Here is an 11,994-nt window from a genome sequence, read left to right on the forward strand (position 1 = left end):
CTTTCGCCGTCACAGCTGGGTGACGGTGACCAGTCCCTCGTCCGGCACCGACACCATCCGGTTGCGCAGGGGCTTGCCGAACGTTTGTGCCTGGATTTCATATTCGTCGCCGGAAGCCGTCTTGATCCCGGAGGCGTAGCTCATCACCGCCGCGCCGAAGAAATAGGCGTGCAGGTCACCCGGCCGGCGATGCATCGGATAGCGGAAGTGGAAGTGCTCGAGATTGGCGATCGAGTGCGACATGTGGGCTTCGCCCGAGAGGAACTCCTGTTCCCAGACGACGGCGCCGTCGCGCAGGATGCGCGAAGTGCCGCGCACTTCGTGCGGCAGGTCGCCGATCAGGATCTCTGGTCCGATCGAGCAGGAGCGGAGCTTTGAATGGGCGAGATAGAGATAGTTCTCGCCCTCCGTCACGTGGTCGGAATATTCGTTGCCCAGGGCGTAGCCGATGCGATGGGGGTGGCCGTCCGGACCGTTGAGATAAAGCCCGACGATCTCGGCCTCCTCGGCGCCGGCCTTCGCGAAGGCAGGCATGGGCAGGTCGGCGCCAGGCGGCACGACGCAGGTGCCGACGCCCTTGAAGAACCATTCGGGCTGGATACCGATCTTGCCGGCGCCGGGCTTGCCGCCTTCCAGGCCCATGCGGAAGATTTTCAAGGAATCGGATTCCTCGCCGCCCTCGCCATGGGTCAGCACATGCATCTGGTTGCGGGCGGAGGCGCTTCCCGTGTGGGTCAGGCCGGTGCCGGTCACCAGGAAACGTGCCGGCTCCGGATGATCGACGGGGGCGAGCACACGGCCTTCGCGCAGCAATTCGTCATAGTTGATCGTGGCCGTACCCGTGCGCTTATCGACCAGTGAAGCAATGGAAGTGCCTTGCGCGATCGCGGCTTCGGCGAGTTCAAGCACCGTGCCGGTATTGTCCAGCACATGAAGATGGTTGCCGTCTTCCGAGACGCGGCCGACACGCCTGCCGCCATCGGGCGTTGTGTACTGAACGAGACGCATGAAAATACCCTTCTCCCCTCGAATCTCGCGGATCAAACCCAGCCGGCATCGACGATGAATTGCTGGCTCGTGCACATGCGGCTGTCGTCGGCGGCGAGGAACAGCGCCATGCGCGCTATGTCAGAAGGCTGCAGCCGGTCCGGCAGGCACTGCCTTTCCTCGATCTGCCGTTCGCCCGCCGGGTTCAGCCACAGCCGCACCTGGCGCTCGGTCATGACCCAGCCCGGCACCATGCAGTTGACGCGGATGCGTTCGGGGCCGAGTTCGCGGGCCAGCGCCCGCGTCATGCCGTAGACCGCAGCCTTGGCCGTCACGTAGGCCGGGCAGTCCGGATCGCCGACCATCCAGGTGATGGAGCCGAAATTGATGATCGAACCGCCGCCCAGCGAACTCATCTGCGGGCGCACAGCCTGCGCCGCGAAGAACTGGTGGCGCAAATTGACCGCCATGCGGTCGTCCCAATAGGCCACCGTCACGTCCTTGGTCTGGTGGCGGTCGTCATTGCCGGCATTGTTGCACAGCGCCTGGATCGGGCCGTTGTGCCGCGCCGCCTTTTCGGTGGCTGCCTGCAGTTCCTCCACATTGCGAAGGTCGCAAGGAATGAACAAAGGCTCGGCATGGCCTTCGGCCCCCATCGCATCGACCAGCCGGCGTGAAGGTTCCTCCGCAAGATCGACAAAGGCGACGCGGCTGCCCTGTGCGCAGAAATGGCGCACCAGGCTTTCGCCGATGCCGCTGCCGCCGCCGGTGATGAACACGCTGCGGCCCTTCAGGCTGGGGTAGCTTGCGTAGCTGTTGGCTGCGTCCGTCATCGCGCGTCTCTCTAATGCGAGTGCCGGGGAATACCGGCATCGCGCCGGCCGACGAGAAAGTCGAAATCGCAACCCTTGTCGGCCTGCAGCACGCGCTCGACATAGAGGCTCTGGTAGCCGCCTTCGGGAGGCGCAGGTGGCTTCCAGTCGCGACGGCGGATCGCCAGCTCCTCATCAGGCACCAGCAGCTCGAGGCGGCGGCCGGCGACGTCGAGTTCGATGAGATCGCCGTCCCGCACCAAGGCGAGCGCACCGCCGGCCGCGGCCTCCGGCGCCACATGCAGCACCACGGTGCCGTAGGCGGTGCCGCTCATGCGCGCGTCCGAGATGCGCACCATATCGGAGACGCCCTGCTTGAGCAGCTTCGCCGGCAGCGGCATGTTGCCGACCTCGGCCATCCCGGGATAGCCGCGCGGTCCGCAATTCTTCAGCACCATCACCGACGATGCGTCGATGTCCAGGTCGGGGTCGTCGATGCGGGCGTAGTAGTGCTCGATGTTCTCGAAGACGACCGCCTTGCCGCGATGCTGCATCAACTCGGGCGTCGCCGCCGACGGCTTGATGACCGCTCCATTGGGCGCCAGGTTGCCGCGCAGGATCGAGATGCCGCCCTCCTTGGTCAGCGGTTCGCTCAGCGGCCGGATGACTTCGCGATTGTAGTTGGGGGCGCCGTCGATCAACTCACCGATCGTCTTGTCGCTGACGGTCATGACGTCGCGATGAAGAAGCCCCACTTCATCAAGCGACGCCATGACCGCAGCCAGCCCCCCGGCATAGTAGAAATCTTCCATCAGGAACCGGCCCGACGGCATCAGGTCGACGATGGTCGGAACATCGCGGCCGAGACGGTCCCAGTCGTCGAGGGTGAGATCGACGCCGACCCGGTTTGCGATAGCGATCAGATGCAGCACGGCATTGGTCGAGCCGCCGATCGCGCCATTGACGCGAATGGCGTTTTCGAAGGCCTGCTTGGTGAGAATCTGCGAAATCGTCACGTCGCGGCGAACGAGATCGACGATCTGGCGCCCCGCCATCTGGGCAAGCACGCCGCGTCGCGAATCCACGGCCGGTATCGCGGCATTGTCGGGCATGCCGATGCCGAGCGCCTCGACCATGCTGGCCATCGTCGAGGCCGTGCCCATCGTCATGCAACTGCCGGCCGACCGGCTCTGTCCCTGTTCCGCGGCGAGGAAGTCGGCGACCGGCATGCGGCCGGCCTTCACCTCCTCGGCGAATTTCCACACATGCGTGCCGGAGCCGATGTCCTGCCCACGGAACTTGCCGTTGAGCATCGGCCCGCCCGAAACGGTGATGGTCGGCAGGTTGCACGATGCCGCGCCCATCAGCAGCGCCGGCGTGGTCTTGTCGCAGCCGACCAGCAGGATGACGCCGTCGATCGGGTTGCCGCGGATGGATTCCTCGACATCCATGCTGGCCAGGTTGCGGAACAGCATGGCGGTCGGGCGCATGTTGCTTTCGCCAAGCGACATCACCGGAAACTCCAGCGGCAGGCCGCCGGCTTCATAGGCGCCGCGCTTGACGTGATCGGCGAGTGCGCGCAGATGCGCATTGCACGGGGTCAATTCCGACCAGGTGTTGCAGATGCCGATGACCGGACGCCCGTCGAAGGCATCGGCGGGGATGCCCTGGTTCTTCATCCAGCTGCGGTGCATGAAGGCGTTCTTGCCTTCACCGCCGAACCAGGCTTCGGACCGCAGTTTGCGTTTTTTCTCGGTCACGATTGCTGGTCCCGGTCGTTGCGGCGCTTGTTGCGGTTCTCGACGCTGCGGCGCACGTCGTCCTCGGCGTCGTCGATGAGCACCAGAAGAGCTTTCTGCGCACCGGCCGCGTCGCCGGCGGCGATCCGTTCAGCGACCTCCCTGTGCAGCGGCATCGAATGGCGTTGCCCTTCCGGATTGTCGTTGGAGAGGCGGAAGCTCATCATCAATGCGGTTTCGACCAGCGCCGCCAGCGAGCCGATCAGTTCGTTGCCGGTCATGCGCAGAATGGCCTGGTGGAACAGAAGGTCGGGCTTGGCGAAGCGGTCGCCGTCATCGACAACCGCTTCCATCTCCATCAGCGCGGCGTTGATCTCGGCGATCTGCTCAGGCGTGGCGCGTTGCGCGGCAAGTGCCGCCGACATCGGCTCGATGGCGCGGCGCAATTCGAACAATGCACGGACATCCTCGGTGCTGACGCCGGCGGCGTAACGCCAGGACAGGACATCGGGGTCGAGGAAATTCCAGTCGGCGCGCGGACGCACCCGTGTGCCGGTCTTCGGCCGCGATTCGACCAGGCCCTTGCCGGCCAGAACCTTGATCGCCTCGCGCAGCACCGTGCGGCTGACCCCCAGCATTTCGCTGGAATCATCGGCATTCGGAAGCGCCTCGCCGGGCAGGAAATCGCCTTGGACGATGCGAAGGCCGATCTGCTCGACGACCGTTGCGTGCAGCGCGGTCGAGCCGCTGGAAACCGCAACTGTGACCCTCGACGTTCTAGCCGTGCTGAAGGATTTTTTATTCTTCATACTATTCATATGATATGTCTTATAGCTATGGTGGTCGGAGTCAAGGGATGGGGATGTGCCGATGACAAAGAATTCCACTGCTGTTGCCGAGCCACACGCCGCGCTGGTTTCGATCAGCGATGGCATCGCGGCCGTCGAAGTGGCTCCCGCTGTCGGCGGCGCGGTGGCGTCGTATCGATGGCTCTACGACGGCGCCGTCCTGGATTGGCTGCGCCCGGCCGCTCCGGCGGCAATCGGCGGTCGCGACGCGAGCGCGATGGCCTGCTTTCCGCTGGTTCCCTATTCCAACCGCATAAGGGGCGGTCGGTTCGAGTTCGCTGGGCGCAGCATCGAGCTGCCGAGCGTGCCTGACGATCCGCATCATGAGCATGGCCATGGCTGGCGCAGGCCTTGGACAATCGTGCGGCACGATGCAAACGCCATCACCTTGCGCTACCGCCATGCCGCCGATTCCTGGCCGTGGAGTTACGAGGCCGAACAAGCGATCTCGCTGGCGGATGGCAGGCTCTGCGTGACGCTTGCGGTGCGCAACCTGTCGGACGCGCCGATGCCGGTTGGCTTCGGCCTCCATCCCTATTTCCCGTCGACGCCTTGGACGCATGTCCAGGCGCCGGTCTCAGGCATGTGGGAAACCGATGCGGAAGTCCTGCCCACCCGGCATGTCTTGCCGCCGGCCGGCGCCGACCCGTCCATCGGCGTCGACGTGCCGGAAGTGGATTTCGATACGGTTTTCACCGGATGGAAGCGCCATGCCCGGATCGCCTGGCCCGAACAGGGAAGGCAGCTGGACATCGAAGCCGAGGCGCCGCTCGACTTTCTGGTCCTCTACACGCCGCCCGGCGAGCCGTTCTTTTGCGCCGAGCCGGTCAGCAACATCACCGATGCCTTCAACCGTGGGGATGATGGCGATATCAGCACCGGCCGCATTGTGCTGGCGCCCGGCCAGGCACAATCCGCAACTGTTCGCTTCACGCCATCGTTGGTTGTCTGAGGCTTTTACCGGCCGTCCGAGACGCGGCCGGTTCAGAACGGGTAATGCTGGCCTGGGTCCTCGATCGTTACCCAGCGCAGATCGGTGAATTCGGCGATCGAGGCCTTGCCGCCGAAGCGGCCGTAGCCCGAGCCCTTGACGCCGCCGAACGGCATCTGCGCCTCGTCGCCGACGGTCGGCCCGTTGATGTGGCAGATGCCGGACTGGATGCGGGCGGCGACCGCCATGGCGCGGCGGATGTCGCGGCTGAACACGGCTGACGACAGGCCGTACTCCGTGTCGTTGGCGACGCGCACTGCTTCGTCCTCACCCTTGACGCGGATCACCGGCTTGACTGGCCCGAAGGATTCCTCGGCATAGACACGCATCGCCGGCGTCACATGATCGAGCAGCGTCGCCTCGACCACCGTGCCGCTGCGCTTGCCGCCGGCGGCGAGCCGCGCACCCTTGGCGACGGTGTCGGTGACCAGCTCTTCCATCTTGTCGGCCGCCTGGCTGCTGATCAGCGAGCCCAGCACGACATGGCCACGCGGATCGCCGGCCGGCAGTTGCGAGGCGCGGGCCGCGAGCTTGGCGACAAATTCGTCGGCGATCGTCTCGTCGACGATGAGGCGCTCGGTCGACATGCAGATCTGGCCCTGGTGCATGAAGGCGCCGAAGGTCGCCGCGTTGACCGCCGCATCGATGTCGGCATCGTCGAGCACGATCAGCGGCGCTTTGCCGCCGAGCTCTAGCAGCGCCGGCTTCAGGTGCCGGCCGGCGAGTTCGGCGATGATCCGGCCTACCTTGGTCGAGCCGGTGAAGTTGACGCGCTTGACGGCGGGGTGCGCGACCAGCGTCTCGACGATCGCGGCGGCATCCCTGGGATCGTTGGTGACGACATTGATGACGCCCTTGGGCAGGCCGGCCTCCACCAGCACCTGGCCGATCAGCCGGTGCGTCCCGGGGCACATTTCGGAGGCTTTCAATACGACGGTGTTGCCGCAGGCGATCGGCATCGCCACGGCGCGCGTGCCGAGGATGACCGGCGCGTTCCATGGCGCGATGCCGAGGCACACGCCGGCCGGCTGGCGGATCGCCATGGCGAGCGTGCCCGGCTTGTCGGACGGGATGACCTCGCCCGAGATCTGCGTCGTCATCGCCGCCGCTTCGCGCAGCATGTTGGCCGCCAGCATCACGTTGAAGCCGGCCCACGGGCCGGTGGCGCCGGTTTCTTCCATCATCAGCTTCGTGAACTCGCCGACCTTGGAAGCCATCACGTCCGCCGCCTTCAGGAGCAGCGCGCGGCGCTCGCCGGGGCCGGTCTTCGACCAGGCGGGGAAAGCCTCCGCCGCCGCCTCGACGGCCGCGTTGGCATCGGCGCTGCTGGCGGCAGCGGCGCGCGTCGCGAGCTTGCCGGTGAAGGGGTCGAGCCGCTCATAGGAAGCCTTGCCGGTGGCCGCCCGCTCATCGCCGTCGATCAGAAGTCCGATATCCATTGGTCTTTTCCCTCGCTCTCGATGGAGCTTTCGAATTGGGTGTCAGAAGCCGAGCACTTCGGCATTGATCGACGCTTCGAGGCCGCCGTCAACCGGCACGTTGGCGCCGTTGATCCAGCGTGCCCCGTCCGAGCACAGGAACAGCACGACGGGCGCGATGTCTCCCGACGTGCCCGCGCGCCCGGCCCTGGCGATATCGCTGTCGACACGCGCGTCGCCGAGCACGGTGCGGAACTGCTTCAGGATCGGCGTTTCCACCGGGCCTGGGCTGACAGCGTTGACGCGGATGCCACGGCTCTTGAAGAGATCCTGATGCGCGGCGCGGAATGTCCACAAGAGCAGCAATTCCTTGGAGACGGGATAACCTTCCTCGTTCTTCACCGCGTGTTCGGCGACGACCTCAGCGACATCGGGAAAGCCTTCGATACCGATCATCGAGGCGGCCCGATTGAGATTGGCCCGCCAGCCATAGCCGGCGATCGAGGCGACATTGACGATGGCGCCGCCTTCACGAAGTCTTGGCGCCAGGCCTTCCGACAGGGCGCGCAGCCCGAAGAAATTGACGGCCAGCGTCGACACTGCCCCCGTATTGCCGGAGAGCCCGGCGACGTTGCACAGCGCATCGATGCGTTGCGGCAGCCTCGCGATGAGGTCATCCACACCTGCCTTCGAAGAGATGTCGGCCTTGACGAAGCTGCCGGCCGGTGAGGCCGGCTCACGCACATCGACGCCGATGACGTCGGCGCCGAACTGGCCGGCAAGTTCGGCCGTACGCGCGCCAATGCCGGAGGCGACGCCGGTGATGAGGATCGTCTTGCCGAAAAGCATGGTCATGCCGTCTCCCGGTTTGTTGTCGTTTTCAGCGGCTGAGCATCGCCGCCACTCTGATCCGCCGCGTCTTCGGCGAGCCTGACGCGGTACCCGACCGGCAGCAGGCGCAGTCCGAAGCGCTCCTCGACCGTTCCCCACAGGCCGCGCGGCAGGAAAAGCGAGAACAGCACGGCGGTGGCTCCGAGGCCGACGAGATACCAGACGCCGGTGCCGCCGAACCAGGTCTCGATGAGGAAGAACACCAGCGCGCCCAGAATGGCGCCCTCGAAGGTGCCGATGCCGCCGACCAGCACCATGAAGATCATGTATGCGGTCCACTGCACGTTGAAGTAGGTCTTCGGCTGGAAGGTGATCGATGTCGCCAGCCAAAGCGCGCCGGCGACGCCGATGCCGAAGGCGGCGAGCACGAACAGGAGCCGCTTGGTGCCGGTGACGCGCACGCCGACCGAGGCGGCGGCGTCCTCATTGTCGCGGATGGCGCGGATTGCGGCGCCCGTGCTGCCGCGCAGCAGGCCGAACAGGATAGCGAGCAGGGCGGACATCGAGGCCAGCGCCAGCCAGTAGATCGTCACCCGCCTGGTGGCTGCATCGTAGACGTTGAGCGAGATCAGCGAGGTGCCGGTCTCGCCTTGCACCAGCCGGTCGAGATTGACCAGCAGATGCGTCAAGGCCGCGATCACCCACATGCCGATGGCGAACTCGCCGTTCCTGAGCCGCAGCATGACCAGCGAGAGCGGCCAGGAGACCACCCCGACGATTATGGCGGAGACAAATAGCGACAGGAACGGATTGAGACCCGCATCGGCCAGGCGGATAGCGAAATAGGCGCCGAGCCCGAAGAACACCTGCTGGCCGACCGAGACCAGGCCGCCGAACCCGGCCAGTGCGTTCCACATAGCGGCCAGGATCACGTAGATGAACAGCGCCGTCATCCGGTCGACGGCGCCGGCCGACAGGAACTGCGGGGCGACCGCCAGCAATGCGATGACGATGGCGACGGCGACCGCGGCGATGCGCGATGGCGCCGTGCCGCGCTCGATCATGGTCGAGGCGGCGCTCATGGAGCGCTCCGCGAGGGTGGGTTGAGCAGCCCGCGCAGGCTGAAGCCTGAGACGGACAGCCGCACGAACAGCACGATGAGGAACACGGCGTGACCGCCGATCAGGAAGCCTTGCGGGTGCACCTGCGCGCCGAGTGTCTGGGCGAGCGCCAGCACGATGCCGCCGACCAGCGTGCCCCAAAGCGACCCGGCGCCGCCGATGACGGCGGCCTCGAAGGCGAACAGCAGTTGCGGCGCGCCGGCATACGGGTCGAAGGTGGCGCGCATGCCGAGAAAGGCTCCGGCCAGCCCGACGGTGACCATGGCGATGGTCGCGGCGATCGCGTTGGCGCGGCGCGCATCGACACCCACCAGGCCCGATGTATCGGGGTCTTCCGACGTGGCGCGGATGGCGCGGCCGAGACCGGTGCGGCTGAGAAACAGCTGCAGTCCGCCAAGCAGCGCCACGGCGGTGATGAAGATGATGACCGCCAGCTTGCCGACATAGATGCTGCCGGGCCATTCCCAGGAATCGTAGGACAGGCTGCCGATGAACGGCGCCAGCGAGCGCGTGTCGGCGCCGAACTGCTCGAACAGCATGTTGTCGATGACGATGGCGAGGCCGAATGTGGTCAGGATCGGCAACAGGGCGCCGCCGCGCGCGCTGCGCTCCAGCAGGAAGCGCTGCAGTACCCAGCCGATGGCTGCCATCAGCGGCAGCACGATAAGCAGGCCGGCAAAGGGCGGAATGTGGAAGCGCGAAGCCAGCCACCACAGTGCGTAGGCGGCAAACACGGCCAGGCTGCCATGGGCAAGGTTGATGATGCGCATCACCGAAAACATGAAGGACAGGCCGCAGGCGATGAGAGCGTAGTAGCCGCCGAGCAGCACGCCCTGGATGATCTGGTTGCTCATGCCGGCACGGCCTTCTGCTTGTGCAGGCCGAAATAGGCTTTCGTCACCTCGTCACGCGAAACGCTCCGGCTGTCCGCCGTGAGCACGATCCGTCCTTCCAGCATGCAGATGACCTTGTCGGAGACCGACAGCGCGCGGTTGAGATCCTGTTCGACCAGGATGATCGTGGTCCCCGAACTGATCAGGCCCTGCAGCGCGACATAGACGCGGTCGACGATCAGCGGCGACAGGCCAAGCGAAACCTCGTCGAGCAGCAGCACGTCGGGGTTGCTCATCAGCGCCCGCCCGATCGCCGTCGCCTGCTGTTCGCCGCCCGAGAGATGGCCTGTTTTGGCATGCCGGCGCGGCTTCAGGTTGGGGAACATCTCCAGCACCTTGTCTACGCTCCAGTCGCCCGGCCGCCCCGCGGTCCTGCCGAGCAGCAGGTTCTCCTCGACGCTCATGCGCACGAACAGCTTTCGCCCTTCCGGCACCAGTGCGATGCCCATGCCGACGCGCCGGTGCGACGGCACGCCGGTGAGGTCGGCGCCGTTGAGCAGCACGCGGCCGGCGGAAGGCTGGTGCGCGCCGGCGATTGCCCTGAGAAGCGTCGTCTTGCCGGCGCCGTTGGCGCCGACCAGCGCCAGGGTCTTGCCGCGCTCGACGCCGAACGTCACGCCGCGCACCGCCTGCAGCAGGCCATGCCTCACGACCAGGTCCTCGACCGCCAGAAAGCTCATTTCGGGCCTCCGCCGAGATAGGCGCGGATCACCTGCGGATCGGCCATCACAGCCTGCGGCTCGCCATCGGCGATGATCTTGCCGGCATCCATGCAGATCAGCCGCTCGGCCACTTGCAGCAGGATATGCACGATATGCTCGATCCAGACGATGCCGATCTTGCGGCGGCACAACTCTTTTATGGTGCCGACGAGTTCGCTCGCCTCGCCGTCGGTCAGGCCGCCGCCGATCTCGTCCAGCAACAGCAGCGTCGGTCGCGCCGCCAGCGCCCGCGCCAGTTCCAGGCGCTTGCGGTCGAGCAGGCCGAGCGTCTCGGCGCGCCGGTTGGCGACGCCAAGCATGCCGCACAGTTTCAGCGAGCCCAGCGCCTCCTCATAGGCTTCGTCGCGGCCAAGGCCCGCGCCATGCGAGGCGGCGACGAAGACGTTCTCGAATGTGGTCATGCCGCTGAAAGGTTTCGGCACCTGATGCGTGCGCACGAGCCCGAGCCGGCAGCGCTGTGTCGCCGGCAGCGCGGTCACGTCGTCACCCTTGAACGCGATGCTGCCGGAGCTTGGCGGGAAGGCGCCCGAAAGCACGCTGAGCAGCGTCGTCTTGCCGGCGCCGTTCGGGCCGACGATGCCGACAGCCTCGTCCGCACCCATGGCGAAGTCGATATCGTCCAGCACCACAAGCGCGCCGAAGCGCTTGTGGACGCCGGTGGCGCTGAGGGTCGCACCGTCTGACAGGCTGCTCACGATGCGATCTCCGTCGCCGGTCCGTCAGCCGTTATACGGCTGGAGCTTGGCCTCGACCGGAACTTTCGGGTCGGTGGCGTTCTCGGTCACCACATAGTCGAGCGGGAATTTCGAGCCTTCCTTGGCGGCGACCCACTGCGTGCCGATGATCGGACCGGGCGAGACATTGGCGACCGGGCCGCTGGTGAAATCGACCTTGCCGATCATCGTCTCTGTCTTGAGCGTACTCAGCGCCTTGGCGACCGCCGCCTTGTCCTTGGCGTCGGTGCTTGCCTTCAGCGCCTCGAAGCCGGCGTCGAGCAGCGACATGGAGGCGCCGAGCTGTTGCGTCCACTGCTTGCCGCTCGCCGCCTCATAGCCATCGGCGAGTTCCGTACCTGAGACGCCGGTCAGCGGCGACTTGTAGGGGAAGGCCTTGTGCCAGTAGGCAGCACTGGAAATTTTCATGCCGAGGTCGCCGAGCGCCTCGATGTCGGACGGGAACAGGCCGGTCTTGGCAACCTGGCAGATCTTGATCTGCTTGATCAGCCCCTGTTGCGCCGCCTGGCGCCAGAAGGCGGCGAAATCAGGCGGGATCGGGAAGGAGTTGAAGATCTCGACGCCTTCCTGCTTGAACAGCGCGATCTGCGAGGAATAGTCGGTGGTGCCGGTCTCGTAGGCGCCCGGATCGACGATGGTGAAACCCTGCTTGGCCAGCAGCGGCGCCAGGTTGGCGCGGATGGCGTTGCCGTCGGCGTCGTTGGGATACATGACGCCGACCTTCTTGTTGGTCTCGATCAGGTTCCATTGCGAGATGTAGGTCTTGAAGAATTCACCGACGCCGAAGCCGAAATGATAGGTCCATTTGAAAGGCGAGGGCGCGCCGGGCTTGGCGCCACGGCCGAAATACCAGGCTTGCCAGGGCGTCACGGTGGAGAGGCAAGGCACGCCGGCTGCT

At 65.9% G+C, this 11,994-nt stretch carries 12 protein-coding genes; 1 reads left to right on the top strand and 11 read right to left on the bottom strand.

Annotated elements, in window-relative coordinates:
• Positions 1-9: 9 nt before the first annotated feature.
• Genes araD1 through J0I79_RS06135 form a run of 4 tightly spaced genes read right to left on the bottom strand, consistent with a single transcriptional unit; the run spans position 10 to position 4,347 of the window.
• On the bottom strand, positions 10-1,008 hold the full coding sequence (araD1, locus tag J0I79_RS06120; protein WP_292855719.1) for an AraD1 family protein: 999 nt from the start codon (positions 1,006-1,008) through the stop codon (positions 10-12).
• Between the two features lie 32 nt (positions 1,009-1,040).
• The gene (locus J0I79_RS06125) at positions 1,041-1,820 is read right to left on the bottom strand and encodes an SDR family oxidoreductase (protein ID WP_292855720.1); all 780 of its coding nucleotides are present in this window, start codon (positions 1,818-1,820) and stop codon (positions 1,041-1,043) included.
• 11 nt (positions 1,821-1,831) lie between these two features.
• The gene (locus J0I79_RS06130) at positions 1,832-3,559 is read right to left on the bottom strand and encodes an IlvD/Edd family dehydratase (RefSeq protein ID WP_292855721.1); all 1,728 of its coding nucleotides are present in this window, start codon (positions 3,557-3,559) and stop codon (positions 1,832-1,834) included.
• Positions 3,556-4,347, bottom strand: coding sequence for a FadR/GntR family transcriptional regulator (locus tag J0I79_RS06135; RefSeq protein WP_292855722.1), 792 nt, complete (start codon positions 4,345-4,347; stop codon positions 3,556-3,558). Before J0I79_RS06135 ends, J0I79_RS06130 begins: the two co-directional genes overlap by 4 nt.
• Before the next feature lie 61 nt (positions 4,348-4,408).
• Between J0I79_RS06135 and J0I79_RS06140 the strand changes: the two genes are divergently transcribed.
• Positions 4,409-5,338 carry an aldose 1-epimerase gene (locus J0I79_RS06140; RefSeq protein WP_292855723.1) on the top strand — a complete coding sequence of 310 codons (930 nt, stop codon included), beginning with the start codon at positions 4,409-4,411 and terminating at the stop codon, positions 5,336-5,338.
• Positions 5,339-5,370: 32 nt separating this feature from the next.
• Here J0I79_RS06140 and J0I79_RS06145 read toward each other — a convergent pair whose 3' ends face one another.
• The 7 genes from J0I79_RS06145 to J0I79_RS06175 all read right to left on the bottom strand — a co-directional run.
• Positions 5,371-6,816: an aldehyde dehydrogenase gene (locus J0I79_RS06145; protein WP_292855724.1), complete on the bottom strand. Its 1,446-nt coding sequence runs from the start codon at positions 6,814-6,816 to the stop codon at positions 5,371-5,373.
• A 42-nt stretch (positions 6,817-6,858) separates the two neighbouring features.
• Positions 6,859-7,644 (bottom strand): coniferyl-alcohol dehydrogenase, encoded by a 786-nt coding sequence (locus tag J0I79_RS06150; protein ID WP_292855732.1) that lies wholly within the window; start codon positions 7,642-7,644, stop codon positions 6,859-6,861.
• A 2-nt stretch (positions 7,645-7,646) separates the two neighbouring features.
• Positions 7,647-8,708, bottom strand: coding sequence for a branched-chain amino acid ABC transporter permease (locus tag J0I79_RS06155; protein ID WP_292855725.1), 1,062 nt, complete (start codon positions 8,706-8,708; stop codon positions 7,647-7,649).
• Positions 8,705-9,601: a branched-chain amino acid ABC transporter permease gene (locus tag J0I79_RS06160; protein ID WP_292855726.1), complete on the bottom strand. Its 897-nt coding sequence runs from the start codon at positions 9,599-9,601 to the stop codon at positions 8,705-8,707. The genes J0I79_RS06155 and J0I79_RS06160 overlap by 4 nt, the downstream gene beginning before the upstream one ends.
• Positions 9,598-10,320 carry an ABC transporter ATP-binding protein gene (locus J0I79_RS06165; RefSeq protein WP_292855727.1) on the bottom strand — a complete coding sequence of 241 codons (723 nt, stop codon included), beginning with the start codon at positions 10,318-10,320 and terminating at the stop codon, positions 9,598-9,600. Before J0I79_RS06165 ends, J0I79_RS06160 begins: the two co-directional genes overlap by 4 nt.
• Positions 10,317-10,964, bottom strand: a complete 648-nt coding sequence (locus J0I79_RS06170; RefSeq protein WP_292855733.1) for an ATP-binding cassette domain-containing protein — start codon at positions 10,962-10,964, stop codon at positions 10,317-10,319. The genes J0I79_RS06165 and J0I79_RS06170 overlap by 4 nt, the downstream gene beginning before the upstream one ends.
• 117 nt (positions 10,965-11,081) lie before the next feature.
• Positions 11,082-11,994: ABC transporter substrate-binding protein (locus J0I79_RS06175; RefSeq protein WP_292855728.1), on the bottom strand; the 913-nt coding region annotated here is incomplete at its 5' end.

It is taken from the genome of Mesorhizobium sp. (assembly GCF_017306585.1).
Lineage (GTDB): Bacteria > Pseudomonadota > Alphaproteobacteria > Rhizobiales > Rhizobiaceae > Mesorhizobium.

Excerpts from the sequence above, each read along its gene's own strand:
- J0I79_RS06170 (WP_292855733.1), bottom strand. The coding sequence starts at position 10,964 with ATGGGTGCGGACGAGGCTGTCGGCATCGTCGGCCCGAACGGCGCCGGC.
- J0I79_RS06155 (WP_292855725.1), bottom strand. The coding sequence starts at position 8,708 with ATGAGCGCCGCCTCGACCATGATCGAGCGCGGCACGGCGCCATCGCGC.
- J0I79_RS06160 (WP_292855726.1), bottom strand. The coding sequence starts at position 9,601 with ATGAGCAACCAGATCATCCAGGGCGTGCTGCTCGGCGGCTACTACGCT.
- J0I79_RS06140 (WP_292855723.1), top strand. The coding sequence starts at position 4,409 with ATGACAAAGAATTCCACTGCTGTTGCCGAGCCACACGCCGCGCTGGTT.
- J0I79_RS06125 (WP_292855720.1), bottom strand. The coding sequence starts at position 1,820 with ATGACGGACGCAGCCAACAGCTACGCAAGCTACCCCAGCCTGAAGGGC.
- J0I79_RS06150 (WP_292855732.1), bottom strand. The coding sequence starts at position 7,644 with ATGCTTTTCGGCAAGACGATCCTCATCACCGGCGTCGCCTCCGGCATT.
- J0I79_RS06145 (WP_292855724.1), bottom strand. The coding sequence starts at position 6,816 with ATGGATATCGGACTTCTGATCGACGGCGATGAGCGGGCGGCCACCGGC.
- J0I79_RS06165 (WP_292855727.1), bottom strand. The coding sequence starts at position 10,320 with ATGAGCTTTCTGGCGGTCGAGGACCTGGTCGTGAGGCATGGCCTGCTG.
- araD1 (WP_292855719.1), bottom strand. The coding sequence starts at position 1,008 with ATGCGTCTCGTTCAGTACACAACGCCCGATGGCGGCAGGCGTGTCGGC.
- J0I79_RS06135 (WP_292855722.1), bottom strand. The coding sequence starts at position 4,347 with ATGAAGAATAAAAAATCCTTCAGCACGGCTAGAACGTCGAGGGTCACA.